Below are 18,915 nucleotides of genomic sequence, written 5' to 3'. Positions count from 1 at the left end.
CTCCGAAACCGTTCCCGGCCGCCGGTCACAGAACCTGCACACCGCGTCCGCGAACCCCAACCGGGGGCAATCGGACGGGACCGACATACCGCAGGCCGACCCCCTTCCGCCCGGGACCAAAGTCCCGGGTGAGTCTTGTCGGACGCATGCTGCAATCGTTAGGTCGTACCGCAGGTACTAGTTACCAGCGGGGCGACGACGGCGCCTCGCGGCGGTTCCCTGGCTCACAACTCGGTCCCGCCGCGAGGTGTCCGGTCCCCCGGCCCACGAGGCCCGGACAGCACGAGGCCCCGGCCGCTACCGCGACCGGGGCCTCGCTGCGTCGTGCGCCCGACGAAGGGCGCTCCGGGTCGAGTGCCGGGGCGTCAGCCGACGGTGACCGGCTCGCGCACGCCGTCGCGCGACCCCCCGTCCGCCGCTGCGTCGACCGCCGCGGCGTCGATCTCCGGCTCGTCCGAGAACAGGTCCTCGGCCGACGCGGACGCATAGCGCTCGAGGTCGAGGATCCCCTCGCGCTTGGCCACGACGGTCGGCACCAGGGCCTGGCCCGCGACGTTCACGGCCGTGCGGCCCATGTCGAGGATCGGGTCGATCGCGAGGAGCAGGCCGACCCCCGCGAGCGGGAGGCCGAGCGTGGACAGCGTCAGGGTCAGCATGACCACGGCGCCGGTGAGCCCGGCGGTCGCCGCCGAGCCGACGACCGACACGAACGCGATCAGCAGGTAGTCGCCGAGCGACAGGTCGATGCCGAAGATCTGAGCCACGAAGATCGCGGAGATCGCCGGGTAGATCGAGGCGCAGCCGTCCATCTTCGTCGTCGCGGCCAGCGGCACGGCGAACGAGGCGTACCCGGACGGCACGCCGAGGTTGCGCTCCACGACCCGCTGCGTGACGGGCAGCGTGCCGATGGACGAGCGCGACACGAACGCGAGCTGGATCGCGGGCCACGCGCCACGGAAGTAGCTCAGCACGCGCAGGCCGTTGGTCCGCAGGATCACGGGGTAGACGACGAACAGGACGATCGCGAGGCCCAGGTAGATCGCCAGCGCGTAGGTGCTCAGCGGCTCGAGCAGGTCCCAGCCGTAGGTCGCGACGGCCTTGCCGATGAGGCCCAGCGTGCCGAGCGGCGCCAGGCGGATGATCCACCACAGCACCTTCTGGACCACGGCGAGCGCCGAGCGGTTGAACGCCAGGAACGGCTCGGCCGAGCGGCCGGTCTTGAGGGCCGCGATGCCGACGACGAGCGCGACGACAACGATCTGTAGCACGTTGAAGGAGATCGAGGTCTCGGCGCTGCCGTCGTCCTGCAGCTGCGTCGACGCACCCAGGCCGAGTGCGTTGCCGGGGATCAGGCCGTTGAGGAAGTCGAGCCACGAGCCGGACCCGGGGGGCGCCTCGCCCTGCGCCGGGTCGAGCGAGGCCGACGAGCCCGGCTTGAGCAGCAGGCCCAGGCCGATGCCCACGCTCACCGAGATCGCCGCGGTGATGGCGAACCACAGGATCGTCTGCCACGCGAGGCGCGCGGCGTTGGTGACGTTCCGGAGGTTCGCGATCGACGCGACGATCGCGAGGAACACGAGCGGCGGCACGATCGCCTTGAGCAGGGTGACGAACGACGAGCCGATCGTGTCGAGCGTCGTGGTCAGCCAGTTGGCCTCGCCGTCCGCGGCGGGGCCCATCTGCAGGGCGACCCAGCCGAGCAGGATGCCCAGGCCGAGGCCCAGCAGGACCTGGACGGTGAAGGAGGGGAAGCGCAGCCGGCGGGCGGGCTTCGTGGACGTGTCGGTCACGGGGAACCTTTCAGGGGCGCACGACGAGGCCGTGGCACGGTCAGGACGGACGGGCCACCCGGGGTGGCGGGAGACGGCCCGACGAGCGGGCGGGCGGCGCCCGGCGAGGCGGACGCGGACGCCCGGCGGACGGGCGGGTGACGGCGCGAGGACCGTCCGGGACGGCGCGGGGAGCCGGGGCGGCGACGCCGCCTCAGAGGCTCAGCAGCCGGACGTGGCGCGACAGAGCGCGCTGGCGACCCGGTGCAGGTCGACGGCGCGGCGCTCGGTCAGGGTCGTGCTCACGTGGATGTGTCTCCCGGGGACGCGGGGCCGCCGCTGCGGCGGCCTCCGATGCGATAACACGGTCGCTCCGGGAAATCATCCCACGGCACCCGGGCGACCCCCACCACCCGTCCCCCCACCCACCACTCCACACCCCACCCACCGCCGAGTGCGGACGATGCGGACCGAACGCACCCGCTCTTCGTCCGCGCTCGCGTGCCGGTGTCCGCGCTCGCGGGGGTGTGGTGTGGGGAGGGGTCAGGTCGGGGGCTGTACCCGGGCGTGACGGTCGGTGCCCGCCAGGCGCGAGTGGCTGCGCGAGTAGAAGAAGTAGATCGCGAACCCGATCGCGAGCCACACCAGGAACCGCAGCCAGGTCTCGACCGAGAGGTTCAGCATGAGGTAGAGGCAGATCAGGGCGGACAGGATCGGCAGGACCGGCACCCACGGCACCCGGAACGCACGCGGGAGGTCCGGCCGGGTCCGGCGCAGCACGATCACGCCGATGCTGACCATGACGAACGCGGACAGCGTGCCGATGTTGACCATCTGCTCCAGCACGCCGACGGGTGTCAGGCCGGCGACCAGCGCGGTGATCCCCGTGACGATCGCCGTGATGACCCACGGGGTGCGGAACCGCGGGTGCACCTTGGCCAGACCGGCGGGCAGCAGGTGGTCCCGGCTCATGGCGAACATCACCCGGGACGCGCCGATCATGAGCGTGAGCACCACCGTCGTCAGGCCCGCGACGGCGCCGGCCGAGATGATCGTCGCCATGCCCTCCGCCCCGTGCACCGCGAAGGCGTTGGCGAGCGCCGCCTCGGGGTCGAGCTCGTCGTACGGGACCATGCCCGTCACGACGACCGCGACGGCGCAGTACAGCACCGTGCAGATGACGAGCGAGCCGATGATCCCGATCGGCAGGTCGCGCTTCGGGTTCCGGGTCTCCTCCGCGGTCGTCGCGACGACGTCGAACCCGATGTACGCGAAGAAGACGAGCGCGGCGCCGGCGACGATCCCGCCGACGCCGAACGTGGTGGGCTCGAACCCGAGCAGCGCCTGGACCAGCGGCTGCGTGAGCCCGCTGGCGGCCGCCGGCTCCTGGGCAGGCGGGATGAACGGGCTGTAGTTCGCGGAGGAGATGAAGCCGATCCCGGCGAAGATCACGAACAGCACGATGAACAGCTTGAGCCCGACCAGCACCAGGTTGACCCGCATCGACTCCTTGATGCCGAGGGTCATGAGGCCGCCCAGCACCAGGACCAGCAGCACGGCCGGCACGTCCACGACGCCGCCGTAGCCGATCGACTCGGGGATCGACCAGCCCAGGTTCTCGGCGAGCGAGCCCAGGTACGCGCTCCACCCCTGCGCCACGACGCTCGCGCCCAGGAACATCTCGAGGATGAGGTCCCAGCCGATGATCCAGGCCAGCAGCTCCCCCAGCGACGCGTAGCTGAAGGTGTAGGCCGAGCCCGAGACCGGCACGCTCGAGGCGAACTCGGCGTAGCACATGGCCGCGAGCCCGCAGCAGACGGCGGCGATGACGAAGGACAGCACGATGGCCGGCCCGGCGACGTCGTGCGCCGCCCGTCCGGTCAGCGTGAAGATGCCGGCGCCGATCACCACGCCGACCCCGAAGACCACCAGGTCGAGCGCCGACAGGGTCCGCTTGAGCTGGTACTCCGGCTCGTCGGCGTCCGCCAGGGACTGCTCGATCGACTTCGTGCGCAGCATGCTCATCGAGTGCTCCCCGCTCCCCGTCCGACGCCGGTCACCTCGAGTGTGTCGGAGGGCGCGGGGCCTCGCGCGCCGGGGACGGCGCCCGGGCGACGCACCACGGACCTCAGCCGGACAGCCGGACCCGCCACCGGGTCCAGGGCGGCTGGCGCCGCCAGTTGCGCCGCAGGGTCCGGCCCGCGCGCGCGAACCGTCGGGCGAGCTGGCTGCCGCCGCGCAGCGAGCGGGCGGACACGCCGACCCGCAGGCCGCGCTCGAGGCGGACGCGCCGGCGCGGGCCGAGCGCGAACGCGAGGTCCAGGTCGTCGTGGACCTCGGCGTCGCTGCGCGTCACGTCCCGGCGGACCTCGCGCCACGCACCGCGACGCAGCGCCATCGACGAGCCCCAGAGCGTGGTGCCGCCCACGGCGAGGCCGCCGAGCACGTAGTACGCACCCAGGTAGACCGTCATGGCGGCCGGGCCCACGACGGCGGGCAGGTCGACGAACCGGCCCGTCCCGGTCACGGCGGCGCACCGGGGGTCGCGTGCGAAGGTCGTCGCGACGCGCTCGACCCAGTCCGGCGCCGGCACCGAGTCGGCGTCGAGCCGGCCGATGACGTCGCCCACCGCGGCGTCGTAGCCCGCCGCCGCCGCGGCGGGGATGCCGCGGCGCGGCTCGTCGACCACGCGGGCGCCCGCCGCGCGCGCCACGGCCGCGGTCGCGTCCGAGGACCCGTTGTCGACGACGACCACCTCGAGCGGCGCGACGGTCTGCCCCGCGAGGGCCTGCAGGCACCGGGCCAGCGCCGGCGCGTCGTCGAGGGCGGGCACGACGACCGACACCGTGGGCAGCGCGCGTGGGGTCATCCCGTCATCGTCGCCGGGCCGCGGCGCGGGCGCGCGTCGGGCGGCGTTCGCCGTCGAGCAAGCCGTCGAGCAAGCCGTCGAGCAAGCCGTCGAGCAAGCCGTCGAGCAAGCCGTCGAGCGCGGCGTCGAGCACGGGGTCGATCCCGACGCGGTCGCGGCGGCTTCGTCGCGCGCCCGCCGCCCTCGGCTCGTACGGTCGTGCAGGACGGGGTGGCGCGTGCCCGCAGCGGCGGGCGCCGGCGCCGCCCGCCCGGTCCCACGTGGAAGCGAGGAGAGCGATGTCTGGTCGACCGCACGACGTGGTGATCGTCGGGTCCGGGTTCGGCGGGTTGTTCACGGCGCGGGCGCTGCGCGACGCGCCGGTGCGCGTCACCGTCATCAGCGGGACCAACCACCACCTGTTCCAGCCGCTGCTCTACCAGGTCGCCACGGGCGTCCTCTCGTCGGGCGAGGTCGCCCCCGCGACCCGCGACGTGCTGCGACGCCAGCGCAACGCGCGCGTGCTGCTGGGCGTGGTCGAGGACGTCGACCTCGAGGCGCAGGAGGTGGTCCACCGCTCCCCGGTGGGTGAGACGCGGACGCACTACGACTCGCTCGTCGTGGCCGCCGGTGCCGGCCAGTCGTACTTCGGGCACGACGAGTTCGCGGACCACGCGCCCGGGCTCAAGAGCCTGGACGACGCGCTCGAGGTCCGCGGGCGCATCTACGGCGCCTTCGAGCTCGCCGAGCTCGAGCGGGACGAGGCCGCGGTGGACCGGCTGCTCACGTTCGTCGTGATCGGCGCGGGCCCCACGGGCGTCGAGATGGCGGGGCAGGTCGCCGAGCTCGCGCACCGGGTGCTGCCCGGCCAGTTCCGGAGCATCGACCCGCGACGCGCCCGCGTGCTCCTGGTCGACCCGGTGCCGCACGTCCTGCCCGGGTACCCCGAGCGGCTCAGCGCGGCCGCCACCGAGCAGCTCGAGGACATGGGCGTCGAGATCTGGACGGGCTGGAAGGTCGTCGACGTCGACGACGAGGCGGTCACGGTCGAGGGCACGGACGGCGAGCAGCAGCGCATCCCCTCGTCGAGCAAGGTCTGGGCGGCCGGGGTGCAGGGCGCACCGCTCGGGCGCGTGCTCGCCGAGCGGGCGGGGTCCGAGGTGGACCGGGCGGGCCGGGTCAAGGTCACCCCGTCGTGCACGCTGCCGGGCTACCCGAACGTCTACGTCATCGGCGACCTGATGAGCCTGGACGACCTGCCGGGCGTCGCGCAGGTCGCGATGCAGAGCGGCGAGCACGCGGCCGACCAGATCCGCCGGCACGTCGCCGGCGAGCCGCACGGGGAGCCCTTCGTCTACCACGACAAGGGCAGCATGGCGACGGTGTCGAGGTTCTTCGCGGTCGCGAAGGTCGGGCGCATCGAGGTCGCCGGGCTGCCGGCGTGGGCGCTGTGGCTCGGCGTGCACCTGTTCTACCTCGTCGGGTTCAAGAACCGGTTGACGACGCTGCTGCACTGGGCGGTCTCGTTCGTCGGGCGCGGCCGGGCCGAGCGCGCTGCGACCTGGCAGCAGGTGATCGCCCGCAACGCGCTCCGCCGCGAGGGCGAGGTCGCGCTCGGGTCACGCACCGACGACTAGCCGCCGGCGGGGTGCCCACGTCGACGGGCGGGACCGCTACGAGCTCGAGCGGCGCTCGGCGAGCAGCGCCAGACGGGCGAGGGTCTCCCGGTTCCGTGTCGTCAGCGCCGCCGCGCGCAGAGGGCGCGGGATCCAGCGCCCCGGCCCGCTGACGGCGTCCTCCTCCATCCGCACCACGCACCCGTCGCCCCGGGGCGCCACCTCGATCCGGATCCGTGCCTCCCCCGCCGGCCAGGCGCGTGCCAGCAGCTCGATGCCGCGGTCGGGAACCCACCGCTCCACGACGGTCTCGTCGTCCAGGACCGCGGGCCACAGCCCCACGGAGTGGCCGATCCGGGCGCGCGGCGCGGGCCACGCCGCGTCGACCTCGCGGATGCGTGACGCGCCGACCACCCAGGCCGCGTACGTCCACCCGTCGGCCAGGATCGCCAGGACGGCGTCCGGGGAGCTCCGGACCTCGCGGACCACCGTGATCATGACAACCCTCTCCCGCCGGTGACGTGTGACGGCATCGTCCGTCGCGCGGGCCCGGCGCGCGACCGCACCGGCCCTCGCCTCGCCGCTGACTCCGCCGCCGCCCCGTCAGCCCGCGCGGATCGCCGCGGGGTGCCGCACGCTGGAGGACGAGCCCGACTGCCCACCGGAGGAGCCGCCCGCATGACCACCGTCGCCGAGAACATCGTCGCCACGCTCGCCGCCTCCGGGGTCCGGCGGGTCTACGGCATCCCCGGCGACTCGCTCAACGGCTTCACGGACGCGCTGCGCGGCTCCGGCATCGAGTGGGTGCACGTCCGGCACGAGGAGGCGGCGGCGTTCGCCGCGAGCGCCGAGGCCGCGGTCACCGGCGAGCTCGCGGTGTGCGTCGGCTCGTGCGGCCCGGGCAACCTCCACCTGATCAACGGGCTGTACGACGCGCAGCGCTCGGGCGTCCCCGTCCTCGCGATCGCGGCGCAGATCCCGACCTCCGAGATCGGCTCGGGCTACTTCCAGGAGACCCACCCGACCGAGCTGTTCCGTGAGTGCTCGGTCTACGTCGAGTACGCCGCTCAGGCCGTGCAGATGCCGCGCGTGCTGCGCACCGCGATGCAGGCCGCGGTGGAGCTCCGCGGCGTCGGCGTGCTGGTCATCCCCGGGGACGTCGCGCTCGCCGACGCGGCGGACGAGACCGTGACCGGCGTGCGCGCCGCGCGCCCGCGGGTGCTCCCGTCCGACGACGAGCTCGCGCGGCTGGCCGCCGTCCTGGACGACGCGGAGCGCGTGACCATCCTGGCCGGCGCGGGGGCGGCGGGCGCCCAGCCCGAGCTCCTGCAGCTCGCCGACGCCCTCGGCGCGCCGATCGTCCACACGCTGCGCTCCAAGCAGGACGTCGAGCCGGACAACCCGTACGACGTGGGCATGACGGGGCTGCTCGGGTTCGCCTCGGGGTACAAGGCCATGGCCGCGTGCGACACGCTGCTCATGCTCGGCACCGACTTCCCGTACCGGGCGTTCCTCCCGGACGAGGCGCGGATCGTCCAGGTCGACCTGCGCGGCGAGCGGCTGGGCCGTCGCGTGCCGCTGGACCTCGGGATCGTCGGGGACGTGCGCGAGACGCTCGTCGGGCTGCTCCCCCTGCTGACCCGCAAGGAGGACCGCCGCCACCTCGACGATGCGCTCGCGCACTACGCGAAGACGCGGGACCGGCTCGACGACCTCGCGACGCCGCGCAAGGGCGACAAGCCGCTGCACCCGCAGTACGTCGCGCGGCTGGTCGACGAGCTCGCGGCCGACGACGCGGTGTTCGTGCCCGACGTGGGCTCCCCCGTCATCTGGGCGGCGCGCTACCTGCGCATGAACGGCCGGCGCCGGCTCATCGGCTCGTTCATCCACGGCTCGATGGCCAACGCGGTCCCGCACGCCACGGGCGTGCAGGCGGCGTTCCCGCAGCGTCAGGTGGTCGCGCTGTCCGGCGACGGCGGGGTCGCGATGCTGCTCGGCGAGCTGCTGACGCTCACCCAGAACCGGCTGCCCGTGAAGGTCGTCGTGTTCAACAACGCCTCCCTCAACTTCGTCGAGCTCGAGATGAAGGCGGCGGGCTTCGTGACCACCGCGACCGGGCTGGACAACCCGTCCCTCGCGGCGATCGCGGAGGCCGCCGGGCTGCGGGCGTTCCGCGTCGAGCGGTCCGACGAGCTGCGGCCCGCCCTGCAGGAGGCGTTCGCGCTGGACGGGCCGGCGCTCGTCGACGTCGTGACCGAGCGGCAGGAGCTGACCATCCCGCCGTCCATCGAGCTCGAGCAGGCCAAGGGCTTCGCCCTCTACGCGCTGCGCACGCTGCTGTCCGGCCGCGGCGACGAGCTGCTCGACCTCACGCGGGCGAACCTCCGTCAGGTGCTCTGAGGTCCGCCCGCGGTCGGGCTCGTCGCCGCGACCGTTCGGCAGGCTGGCGTTCGGCAGGGCTGCCGTTCGGCAGGCTGGCGTCGTCGGGCCGTGGTGGTCAGGCCGTCACGTCGACGCGCTCGAACGCCCCCGGGCGGTACAGGTGGTCGAAGAACTCCTGCTTCGGGCCGTAGAACCGGAACAGGCTGAACCAGCCGCGGCCCGGCACGGTCTTGAGCCAGTTGGCGGCGCCCTCGGGCCGCTCGGGACCGATGAAGAACGTGACGGAGCCGTCCTCGTCGTACTCGAGCGGGTCCATCGAGTTGAGCGACGGGTACTCCTGGCCCTCGGCGTCGACCCCCGCGGCCGTCTCCGCGTCGTACACGGTGACCGACCAGAACAGGTTGGCGGGCGCGTTCGGCGGCATGACGAGCCGGTAGGTGCGCTCACCGCGCAGGTACTCGCCGTCGGAGTCCTTGTAGGCGTCGCCGTACTTGGCGCCCATGCCGACGACCGACGACATCATCCCGGTGCTGATCGAGTAGTGGTTGATGAACATGTGCACCTTGGCGTCCACGTGCGTGTGGCCGGTGGTGCGGTAGCGCCACTCCTCGTCGAGCAGGGTGTGCATGAAGTCGTCCGGCTCGGTCAGCACGTGGGCCACCCACTGGCGGTCGTCCCACCACAGCGCCTTGTCCCGCTCGTCGTAGTTCGCCGCGACGTTCTTGGCCATCTTCCAGGCCGTCGTGGCCGCCTGGTCGAGCAGCTCGCGCTCGCGCGCGCTCGGCGCGAACGTCCCGCCCTTGACGATCCCCAGCGCCGCCAGCACGCCGTGCATGTACGGGTCGACCGCGTCCACCTGCTCGCCCTGGACGAACTCGTCGAGCAGGTCGAAGTACGTCGCGTCGTGCGGGAACAGCGCGTCGGCCGGCGCGTCGGAGACGTGCTCGAACCGCATGGGCTCCGCCTCGCCGTGCAGCGGGCGGATAGTGATGCCCTCGACCGAGGCGACCCCCGGCGCGAGGTCGTCGTTCGAGGTGAAGAACCCTCGCACGAAGATGAAGACGCCGTTCGTCGGGCTGGTGAAGACGAAGTAGTCGTCGCCCATCTCCTCGTCGAACCCCTGCGGGACGACGAGGTACGTGCCGCCCTTGCCGCGGTCCGGCCCCGGGATGCCGATGTCGCCCAGGTACTGGTGCCCGTCGATGTTCGGTCCGACGAGCGGGCGGTGCCAGAAGTCGTCCATCAGCGCCTGCAGGTGCGGCGGCGCCTCGATCACGAGCGGACCGGTCTGGGACAGGTCCGCGAACGTGAGGCCGTAGATGACGTCCGAGTTGGGGGTCGTGATGACGGTGCGCGGCTTGAGCCGCTTGTCCGCCACGGACATGACGTTGTAGCCGGTGCCGGAGACCTTCCCGAGGCCCACCTTCATCGCGTACATGTTCACGGCGGGCAGCGCCCACAGGTACGCCTGGGTGGCGCGCTGGAAGTACAGCTCCTCGTCCAGCGTGCGCCGGGTCTCGGGCGTCGGGTAGCCGCCGTCGAACGGCAGCTCGGCGAGCTCACGGAATCGGTCGGTGCTCATGTGTCCTCCAGGGTCGTGCGGGGTGCGGTCACGCTGGTCGGGTCAGGGGACGATGATCTCGAAGTCGCGGTCGCCGGGCTGGAGGACCGAGAGGAGCGAGCCGAGCACGGCCTCGTCGCCCTCGAGCGCCAGCCCGCCGGACCGCGCGGCCGCGACGTCGCCGCCGGCGAGCGCCGTGAGCGCGGGACGCGGGACCGTGAGGGTGAGCTGCGCGTCGCCCGAGCCGTCCTTCAGGTACGTGAGCACCCCGTTGCGCAGCGTGACCCGGAAGGTCGCGCCGTGGTCGGGGAAGGTCCAGCGGGTCGCGAGGTCGAGGTCCCAGGCGCGCGGCCCGTCCACCTGCACGGCGAGCGCGTCGAAGAACATCTCCGGGCTCAGGTGGCTCACGACGTCGGGCGCCGCGGTGACCGTCGGCGTGCCGAAGCTGCCGCTGCGCAGCTCCATGGCACCGGACAGGTACGCCGAGCGCCAGGTGCCGTTCTCGGAGCCGAAGCCCAGCTGCTCGAGCGTGTCGGCCAGCAGCGCCCGGCCGTCGGCGTGGTCCGGCTGGGCGAACACGACGTGGTCCAGGAGCTCGGCGGCCCAGCGCAGGTCGCCGGCCTCGAACGCCTCGCGCGCCTTGCGGACCACCTCGTCGGCCCCGCCCATCGCCTCGACGTAACGGGTCGCCGCGTTCTCGGGCGTGTGCTGCCAGAGGCGGGCGGGGTTGCCGTCGTACCAGCCCATGTAGCGCTGGTAGATCGCCTTGACGTTGTGGCTCACCGAGCCGTAGTAGCCGTGCGTGTGCCACGCCGCGTCGAGCGCGGGGGGCATCTGGAACTGCTCCGCGATCTCCGAGCCGGTGAAGCCCAGGTTCGTCAGGCGCAGCGTCTGGTCGTGCAGGTACGCGTACATGTCCCGCTGCAGGCTCAGGAACTCGACGACGTCGTCGGTGCCCCAGGTGGGCCAGTGGTGCGACGCGAAGAGCACGTCGGTGCGGCTGCCGAACGCGTCGATCGCCTCGGTCAGGTACGTCGCCCACACGTGCGGGTCGCGGACGAGCGCACCCCGGAGGGTGAGCAGGTTGTGCAGCGTGTGGGTCGAGTTCTCCGCCATGCACAGCGCGCGGCGGTCCGGGAAGTAGAAGTGCATCTCGGACGGGGCCTCGGTGCCCGGGGCCATCTGGAAGACGATGCGCACGCCGTCGATCGTGTGCTCCTCGCCCGTGGTGGTCACGAGCACCGTCGGCACGATGAGCGTCACGCTGCCCGTCGAGGTCGTCTGGCCGAGCCCGGCCCCGACGCTGCCGGTCGCGCTGCGCTCCAGCGCCGCGCCGTACATGTAGCCCGCACGCCGTCCCATCGCGGTGCCGGCGTAGACGTTCTCGGAGATCGCGTGCTCCAGGAAGCCCTCGGGCGCGAGCACCTGGACCTCGCCGGAGTCGACCTGCTCCTGGGAGACGATGCCCTTGACGCCGCCGAAGTGGTCGACGTGGCTGTGGGTGTAGATCACGGCCTTCACGGGCCGCTCGCCGCGGTGCTCGCGGTACAGGGCCCAGGCCGCGGCCGCCGTCTCGGTGGAGATCAGCGGGTCGATGACGATCACGCCCGTGTCGCCCTCGACAAACGTGACGTTCGACAGGTCGTAGCCGCGCACCTGGTAGATGCCGTCGGTCACCTCGAACAGTCCGTGGCGCGCGACGAGCGTCGACTGCCGCCACAGGCTCGGGTGCACGGTGCCGGGGGCGTCGCCCTGGAGGAAGTCGTAGCTCGTCGCGTCGTAGACGACCTCGCCCGCGTCGTTGCGCACCACGCCCTCGCCCCGCGCGACGAGCCCCCGCTCGCTGGCGTCGAAGTCGCGCGTGTCGTCGAACGGCAGGTTCGCCGCGCTCGTCGTGCCCACCATGGTGTGCTCCCTCGGTTCTGTGCTGGATCTGCCTGTGCTGGTTGTGCTTCTGCTGGTTGTGCTTCTGCTGGTTGAGCCTGTGCTGGACCTGCTTGTGCTGGATGTCCTGTGGAGGACCTGCGGTCGCGACGGCGCCGTCAGTGCTGCGCGCCCTCGTCCGGGGCGGCGCTCGTCAGCGTGTGCGCCCGCTCGACCGCGCGGTCGAGCGACTGCGTGATGCTCGCGGTGGCGACGACGACGTTGTCGGCGCCCAGCGTGCTCGTCGTCCCTGCCTTCTCCAGCGACTGCGCGACCGCCGGCGCGACCCCGGCGAGCACGAGCGTGACCCCGGCGTCCTGCAGCCGCCGGTGGTACGCCTCGAGCACCCGGATCCCGGTCGACCGGATCGACTCCACGGACCGCATGCGGACGACGAGCGCGGCGCCCTCCGCGCCGTCGGGACGCGGCAGCCGCTGCGCGAGCCGCGGGACGCCGGCGAAGAAGCCCCAGTCGCGCAGCCCGATGACGGTGACCTGCCCCGGGGGCAGCACGTCGGGCGCGGGGCGCTCTTGCCAGTAGCCGTCCGGGCCGCGCACCAGCTCGTCGACCCGTCCGCTGCGCGTGGAGTCCGCGAGGTAGACCACGAGGCACAGGCCCATGCCGAGGAAGATCGTCCACTGCAGCGGGATGAACAGCGCGGACACGAAGGTCAGCAGCATCGCCACCGTCGAGGTGGCCGACGTGCTGTAGACGAGCCGCGCGCTCGGCAGCCGGCCCAGCACCAGCTCGGCCGCGATGACGAACAGCAGGCCGGCGATCACCGCGAGCGGGACCTTCTCGGCCTGGCTGCCCAGGAGGAGCATGAGCACCCCGAGCCACAGCGCGGCGAACACGCCGCCCCACCGCGAGCGCGCGCCGCCGGACACCGAGATGCCGGTGCGGGACAGGGAGCCGCCGGTGGACATGGACTGGAAGAACGAGCCGGCGATGTTGCCGATGCCCTGCCCGACGAAGTCGCGGCTGGCCGACGCGGTGGAGCCGGACGGGTTGGGGTACGCGGTCGAGATGCCTGCCCCCTGCACGAGCGCGACGACGGCGACCGAGATGGAGCCGAGCGCGACGAGCGGGATCACCGAGAAGTCGGGCGCGACCGGCCCGGGCAGCCCGCTCGGGATCGTCGCGATGTCGGCGACCGTGGCGACCGAGGCCCACCCGCCGAGGCCGACGACCACCGTCATCACGATCAGCACGATCACGGGCGCGAGCTTCTCGGTGACCCGGATGCGCTTGCCGATCACCACGAGCACGATCGTCGCGACGGCGACCGCGGTCGTGGCCCCGTCCCAGTCGCCGACGTGCGCGAACCAGTCGACCACCTGCGTCAGCTTGTTGCCGCCCTCGGGGTCGTAGCCCGAGAAGTCGCCGAGCTCGCCGATGAGGATCAGGAGCGACGCCCCGGCGACGAAGCCCGTCATCACGGAGTTCGAGACGAAGTTGACCATGCTGCCGAGCCGCAGCAGCCCCAGCACCAGCATCACCACACCCGTGAGCAGCGTGATGGTGAACAGCGCGTTCGGCAGGTCCTCGTCGCCGATGCCCGCGGCGACCATCACGCTGCCCGTCGACAGGGCGATCGCGGAGGTCAGCGTCGAGATCATGAGGACCGAGCCGGTCGACAGCGCAGCGAACAGCGTCGCGACGAGGCCCGAGTACAGCCCGTAGAGCGGGTTGACGCCCGCGAGCTTGGCGTAGGCCATGCCCTCGGGGATCGAGAACAGGCCCGTGGCGAACCCCGCGACGAGGCCGGACACGAGCGTGCTCCGCTCGAACCCGTCGATCCCCCGCATGCTCGGCACGACGTTCACAGTAGTCATGCCCTGCCACGTCCGCCCAGGTCAGCGCGCCCGCGGATAGCATGCGCGGGACGATGTTCACCGGGAGGTCGCCCGGTGGTCACGGGCGCGGCCCAGCATGTCCCCGGCCACCCCAGGAAGAAGGTGCGACGTGAACGGTGTCCTCGGTGCGCTGCTGCCCCTCGCGGTCGGCGTCGCGATCAGCCCCATCCCGATCATCGCGGCGATCCTCATGCTGCTGTCCCCGCGCGCGTCGTCGACGAGCCTCGGGTTCCTCACGGGCTGGATCGCCGGGATCCTCGTGGTCGCCACCGTGTTCACGCTCCTGTCCTCGGCGCTCCCGTCCGACGACGCGGGGCCCGCGACCTGGGTGGGCGTCGTCAAGATCGTGCTGGGCGCGGCGCTGCTGCTCATGGCGTACCGGCAGTGGAAGAGCCGGCCCGCGCCGGGCGAGCCCGCCGCGACCCCCAAGTGGATGGGTGCGATCGACTCCTTCACCTTCGGCAAGGCGCTGGGCCTGGGCGCGCTGCTGTCCGGCGTGAACCCCAAGAACCTCCTGCTCGGCGCGTCCGCCGGCCTCACCATCGGCGCCGGTGAGCTGAGCGCGGCCCAGACCGCCGTCTGCATCGTCGTGTTCACCGTCGTGGCCGGCGCCTCCGTCATCGTGCCCGTGGTCGGCTACCTCGCCGCGCGCGAGCGGATGGCGGCGCCGCTGGACCGGATGCGCTCCTTCCTGCTGGAGCACAACGCCGCGATCATGACCGTGCTGCTCGGCGTGATCGGCACCGTGGTCCTGGGCGGCGGCATCAGCGCGCTCTGACCGTTTGTCCACAACCGGCGGGACGTGGCTGCGCGAGCGTGTCCTGTTTGGGTAGTTTCCCCGCATGCGTCGTCTCGCAGGGGGAATCAGCGCGCTCGCCGCGCTCGTCGTGCTCGCCGCCCTGAGCGGGTGCACGTCCGACGAGCCCGAACCGGGCCGGCCCACGCCCGTGCCCGTGGTCACGGCGTCACCGACCGTCTCTGCGGCGCCCAGCGCCAGCCCGACCCCGAGCCCGACCCCGTCCTCCGCGCCCACCTCCGGCCCGGACCAGGACGTCACCGTCGAGCCCACCCGGCCCTCGGCCCTCGACGGCCCCGCGACCGAGGACAACGCCATCGCCGTCGGCAAGTACTTCGTCTCACTGTTCCCATACGCGTACGCGACCGGCGACCTGGCGGAATGGGACAGGCTCAGTGGCCCAAACTGCGACTACTGCTCCTCCGTGCGCGAAGCGGTGCGCGAGGTCTACGACGCGGGCAACCACGGCGTTGGCGGTGGCCACGACATCGGCTTCGGGAGCGCGTCCGCCACGGGCCGCAACTCGTTCATCCTGTCCGTCGACGTGAAGGAACACCCATCCCAGACCCTCAGTAGCGATGGGTCGGTCGTCGAGGACTTCCCCGATACCAACTACTACCGGGCGGACATCGAGCTGAGTTGGGATGACGGCCATTGGATCATCGACGGGGCGGCGTTCACCGAACGGGGCGCAGAGTGAACCGCGGAGGGCGCTGTGGTGCCATCGCGGCTCTGTTCCTGATGATCACGGTTCTAACTGCACCGCCTGCGCTCGCTGGCACGCAGGGCGACATGAGGCGCGACAAGGTGCAACTGAGCGACACGTTCAAGCGCCACCTCGCGTACCGCGCACACCTTGCCCACCCGGACCCGCTGGTCGAGTACGCGTACTACACGCTCTGCAACGTCAACAGCGAGCACCTCGAGCCCGGGATCGACGGGTGCCCGCCGCCCAACGGGACCGTGAGCATCCCCGCATGCGGTGACGACGTCGCCGTCGAGCCGCTGTGGCGGCGGACCCGCCCCGCGGTGGACCAGGACTGGGGACCGTGGGAGATGCAGATCGGCTGGGTGTGCCCCGACGAGCTCCTCCCGCCCTTCACGCAGGCGGACTTCCGGCAGCTGACGATCGAGCCGCCGACCGCCCACCGTCAGCCGGAGGGCGGCGACGCGCTCGTGAACAGAGCGCTGATCGTCTACGCCGACGAGGTCGAGCGCACGTTCCGAACCAACCTGCACGGGTTCGAGATCGACGTCATCGCGACGCCGTCCGAGTACGCGTGGGACTTCGGCGACGGCTCGACTCTCACCACAACGTCGCCCGGCGCCCCGTATCCCTCCTTCGAGCTGAGCCACACCTACGAGCGTGTGCTCACCGCCACGGTGACCCTGACCACGACGTGGACGGGGAAGTACCGCGTCGACGAGGACCCGGACGGCGAGTGGCGCGACATCGAAGGCACCGGCGAGACGACCACCTCACTCGACCCGTTCGACGTCGTCGAGCTGCGCACGCGTCTGACGGACTGAGCAGCGCCGCGGGGCGGCCCGCCCCGCGGCGCGTGCGCGCGGGGTCCGAGGTCACCCCCGGCTCGCGGCCTCGACCACCACGAGCGCGATCCCGACCACCAGCAGCAGGACGCACGCGGCGTTCCAGCCGATCCGCGCCCAGTCCGTGCCCGTCGCGGCAGCGCCGTCGCGCTCGTCGGCCCCAGTCGGCTCGGCCGCACGCCAGCGGCACCACACCGCGGCGACCAGTGCCAGCGCGGCTGGCACCGTGAGCCAGGTGAGCCCGAGCCAGACGAGCTGCGTCAGGGCCGCCACCGACGCGCCCACCGCGACGGGGAGCACGGCAGCGGTCTGCGCGGTGCGGTCCGTGGTCATGGCGCCAGCATGGCCGATCCGCCCGCGCGATCGCGTCGCGTCTCAGTCGGCTGCGCGGGGCGTCGGCATGGCCTACGGTCGGTCGCTGTTGCATCGTTTCGACCTGAGGAGAGTCATGGCCCGCGTCTTCGTCACCGGATCGTCCGACGGCATCGGTCTCGAGACCGCTCGCCAGCTGCTGGACGGCGGCCACGAGGTCGTCGGGCACGCCCGGAACGCCACGCGCGCAGCCGAGCTCACCGCGGCGCTGACCGGGCTCGCACGGGTGGTGACGGGCGACCTGAGCTCGCTCGACGAGACGCGGACACTCGCCGACGTCGCCACGCAGGCCGGCCCGTTCGACGTCGTGATCCACAACGCCGGCGTGGGCGGCGGTGCTCCGTCACGGGTCGAGACCGCGGACGGTCTGGAGCGGATCTTCCACATCAACACCGTCGCGCCGTACCTGCTCACGGCGCTCATGCCTCGCCCGCGCCGGCTCGTCTACCTGACGTCGGGGCTCGAGGCCCAGGGCCGGGTGGACTTCGAGGACCTGCAGTGGACCAGCCGGGCATGGGACGGCATGCAGGCCTACTCCGACTCGAAGCTCTACGACGTCGTGCTGGCCTTCGCGGTCGCCCGCCTCTGGCCCGACGTCCTGGTCACGACGGTCGACCCCGGCTGGATCAAGACCAAGCTCGGCGGCCCGGACGCCTGGGACGAGGTCGCCGACGGCGCGGCGACCCAGACCTGGCTCGCGACGTCCGACGACGAGGGCGCCCGGGTGACCGGCGCCTACCTCAAGCGCTTCGAGCAGCTCGACGCCAACCCGGCGGCGTCGGACACCGCCGTCCAGGACCGCCTGCTCGCCGTGCTGGCCGACATCACGGGCTCGCCACTCCCCCGCTGACGGCGCTTTCGGAGCCCGAGTCAAGCCTGCGGCACCGCCTGCCGATGGCTGCAGTACCGTCCTGACGCACCTCGCGCTGCAGCGCGAGGTGCGACGGACCCGACGAAGGAGCGCCTCCGTGTCCTCGGACCACCCCGGCTTCCCGCCGCCCGGCAACCCGAACGAGCCCGCCGGCGAGCCGCCCTACCCCGCGGGCACGCCCGCGTACGGCACGCCGCCCCCGCCGGCCGACGCCCCCGCCTACGGTGCGCCGACGTACGGAGCCCCGCCGTACGGCCCCCCGGCGTACCAGGCACCTGGGTACGGGACGGGCTACCCGCCGGGGACGTACCCCGGTCCGGGAGTCGACCCGGGGTCGTCGGACAAGTCGTTCATCGCGACCTGGCTGCTCTCCTACTTCCTGGGCGTCTTCGGCGTCGACCGGTTCTACCTGGGCAAGGTCGGCACCGGTCTCGCCAAGCTGTTCACGTTCGGCGGGTGCGGCATCTGGTGGCTCGTCGACCTGATCCTCGTGCTCGCCGGCGCGCAGAAGGACAAGTACGGCCGCCGGCTCGCCGGGTACGACCAGCACAAGAAGCTGGCGTGGATCATCACGGCCGTGCTCGTCGTCGTGGGCGGGATCAGCTCGACCGCGTCGAACGCGTTCAACGCCTCGACCGACGACCTGGGCTCCTCGAGCGCCTCGGCGGCGGCACCCGAGGAGGCCCCCGCCGACGCCGTCGCGTCCGACGGGCCGGTGGCCGACGAGCCCGCCGCCGACGAGCCCGCGAGTGAGCAGCCCGTCGACGAGGCACCCGCTGCGGAGGAGGGCACCCGGGAGAACCCCTACCCGATCGGCACCCCCGTCACCGTGACCGGCTGGGACGACTCGACGTGGGAGATCACGATCGGCAAGCCGGACCTGGACGGCACGGACGAGGTCGCCGCCGCGAACCAGTTCAACGACCCCGCTCCGAAGGGCATGGTCTACGCGGTCGTGCCGGTCACCGCGACGCGGGTCAGCGGCGAGGCCGAGGCCCCGTGGATCGGCGTCAGCGTCGAGTACGTCTCGGCCGCCGGCACGACGCACACCCAGTCCGACACGATGTCCGTCGCGCCCGACCCGTCGTTCAACGACATCAACGAGCTCTACGAGGGCGCCAGCGGCACGGGCAACGTCGTGATCGCCATCCCGGAGGACGACGCCGGCAAGGGCGCCTGGGCGGTCAGCGCAACATTCGGCGACGACCCGGTCTTCGTCGCGGGCCGCTGACGACGAGCCCGCGCGGGGTCGATCAGCGCACGTGGCCGCGGCCCAGCCCGCAGGGCTGTCCCTCGTGACGGCCGGCGCCTGGCTCGCCCGCGCCCCGGGACCGCGATGCCCAATCACGGTCATCGACTGACCGACGAGA

The 18,915-nt window shown here is 72.6% G+C and carries 17 protein-coding genes; 7 read left to right on the top strand and 10 right to left on the bottom strand.

Going from position 1 to position 18,915, the window contains the following annotated elements:
• Window positions 1-365 precede the first annotated feature (365 nt).
• From KIN34_RS14855 to KIN34_RS17210, 5 genes are all read right to left on the bottom strand, one after another.
• A complete protein-coding gene (locus KIN34_RS14855; protein WP_214352610.1) occupies window positions 366-1,790 on the bottom strand; it encodes a dicarboxylate/amino acid:cation symporter in 1,425 nt (474 codons plus the stop codon).
• Window positions 1,791-1,991: 201 nt separating this feature from the next.
• Entirely contained in the window at window positions 1,992-2,075 is an 84-nt protein-coding gene (locus tag KIN34_RS17520) for a putative leader peptide (RefSeq protein ID WP_372449567.1), read from the bottom strand.
• 237 nt (window positions 2,076-2,312) lie between these two features.
• Window positions 2,313-3,794 carry an amino acid permease gene (locus tag KIN34_RS14850; RefSeq protein WP_214352608.1) on the bottom strand — a complete coding sequence of 494 codons (1,482 nt, stop codon included), beginning with the start codon at window positions 3,792-3,794 and terminating at the stop codon, window positions 2,313-2,315.
• 103 nt (window positions 3,795-3,897) lie between these two features.
• A complete protein-coding gene (locus KIN34_RS14845) occupies window positions 3,898-4,638 on the bottom strand; it encodes a glycosyltransferase family 2 protein (RefSeq protein WP_214352606.1) in 741 nt (246 codons plus the stop codon).
• 4 nt (window positions 4,639-4,642) lie between these two features.
• Window positions 4,643-4,771 (bottom strand): hypothetical protein, encoded by a 129-nt coding sequence (locus KIN34_RS17210; RefSeq protein ID WP_273544150.1) that lies wholly within the window; start codon window positions 4,769-4,771, stop codon window positions 4,643-4,645.
• Between the two features lie 145 nt (window positions 4,772-4,916).
• Between KIN34_RS17210 and KIN34_RS14840 the strand changes: the two genes are divergently transcribed.
• Window positions 4,917-6,254 carry an NAD(P)/FAD-dependent oxidoreductase gene (locus tag KIN34_RS14840; protein ID WP_214352604.1) on the top strand — a complete coding sequence of 446 codons (1,338 nt, stop codon included), beginning with the start codon at window positions 4,917-4,919 and terminating at the stop codon, window positions 6,252-6,254.
• Window positions 6,255-6,290: 36 nt separating this feature from the next.
• On the opposite strand, the gene KIN34_RS14835 is transcribed toward KIN34_RS14840, so the two are convergent.
• Complete coding sequence (locus KIN34_RS14835; RefSeq protein ID WP_214352602.1) at window positions 6,291-6,731, bottom strand: SRPBCC family protein; 441 nt, start codon at window positions 6,729-6,731, stop codon at window positions 6,291-6,293.
• A gap of 180 nt (window positions 6,732-6,911) precedes the next feature.
• Between KIN34_RS14835 and poxB the strand changes: the two genes are divergently transcribed.
• Window positions 6,912-8,633: a ubiquinone-dependent pyruvate dehydrogenase gene (poxB, locus tag KIN34_RS14830; protein ID WP_214352600.1), complete on the top strand. Its 1,722-nt coding sequence runs from the start codon at window positions 6,912-6,914 to the stop codon at window positions 8,631-8,633.
• Window positions 8,634-8,730: 97 nt separating this feature from the next.
• Here poxB and KIN34_RS14825 read toward each other — a convergent pair whose 3' ends face one another.
• The 3 genes from KIN34_RS14825 to KIN34_RS14815 form a co-directional block, all read right to left on the bottom strand.
• Window positions 8,731-10,197: a DUF1254 domain-containing protein gene (locus KIN34_RS14825; protein ID WP_214352598.1), complete on the bottom strand. Its 1,467-nt coding sequence runs from the start codon at window positions 10,195-10,197 to the stop codon at window positions 8,731-8,733.
• A 42-nt stretch (window positions 10,198-10,239) separates the two neighbouring features.
• A complete protein-coding gene (locus tag KIN34_RS14820) occupies window positions 10,240-12,081 on the bottom strand; it encodes an alkyl/aryl-sulfatase (RefSeq protein WP_214352596.1) in 1,842 nt (613 codons plus the stop codon).
• A 137-nt stretch (window positions 12,082-12,218) separates the two neighbouring features.
• A complete protein-coding gene (locus KIN34_RS14815; protein WP_214352594.1) occupies window positions 12,219-13,934 on the bottom strand; it encodes a SulP family inorganic anion transporter in 1,716 nt (571 codons plus the stop codon).
• 130 nt (window positions 13,935-14,064) lie between these two features.
• Between KIN34_RS14815 and KIN34_RS14810 the strand changes: the two genes are divergently transcribed.
• The 3 genes from KIN34_RS14810 (at window position 14,065) to KIN34_RS14800 (ending at window position 16,281) form a co-directional block, all read left to right on the top strand.
• Window positions 14,065-14,733 carry a GAP family protein gene (locus tag KIN34_RS14810; RefSeq protein ID WP_214352592.1) on the top strand — a complete coding sequence of 223 codons (669 nt, stop codon included), beginning with the start codon at window positions 14,065-14,067 and terminating at the stop codon, window positions 14,731-14,733.
• Window positions 14,734-14,797: 64 nt separating this feature from the next.
• On the top strand, window positions 14,798-15,451 hold the full coding sequence (locus KIN34_RS14805) for a DUF6318 family protein (RefSeq protein WP_214352590.1): 654 nt from the start codon (window positions 14,798-14,800) through the stop codon (window positions 15,449-15,451).
• A 92-nt stretch (window positions 15,452-15,543) separates the two neighbouring features.
• Window positions 15,544-16,281, top strand: coding sequence for a PKD domain-containing protein (locus KIN34_RS14800; protein ID WP_214352588.1), 738 nt, complete (start codon window positions 15,544-15,546; stop codon window positions 16,279-16,281).
• A 51-nt stretch (window positions 16,282-16,332) separates the two neighbouring features.
• Here the strand turns inward: KIN34_RS14800 and KIN34_RS14795 are convergent, their stop codons facing one another.
• A complete protein-coding gene (locus tag KIN34_RS14795) occupies window positions 16,333-16,635 on the bottom strand; it encodes a hypothetical protein (protein ID WP_214352586.1) in 303 nt (100 codons plus the stop codon).
• Window positions 16,636-16,750: 115 nt separating this feature from the next.
• Here KIN34_RS14795 and KIN34_RS14790 point away from each other — a divergent pair, with 115 nt between their 5' ends.
• Window positions 16,751-17,524, top strand: coding sequence for an SDR family NAD(P)-dependent oxidoreductase (locus tag KIN34_RS14790; RefSeq protein ID WP_214352584.1), 774 nt, complete (start codon window positions 16,751-16,753; stop codon window positions 17,522-17,524).
• Window positions 17,525-17,642: 118 nt separating this feature from the next.
• Window positions 17,643-18,776, top strand: coding sequence for a TM2 domain-containing protein (locus KIN34_RS16930; protein ID WP_307858273.1), 1,134 nt, complete (start codon window positions 17,643-17,645; stop codon window positions 18,774-18,776).
• The last annotated feature ends 139 nt before the right edge of the window (window positions 18,777-18,915 follow it).

This window comes from Cellulomonas fulva (assembly GCF_018531375.1).
GTDB classification, from domain to species: Bacteria; Actinomycetota; Actinomycetes; order Actinomycetales; family Cellulomonadaceae; genus Cellulomonas; species Cellulomonas fulva.
Note: the sequence above shows the minus strand (reverse complement) of the source record. Positions and strands in the feature narration are given on the sequence as shown.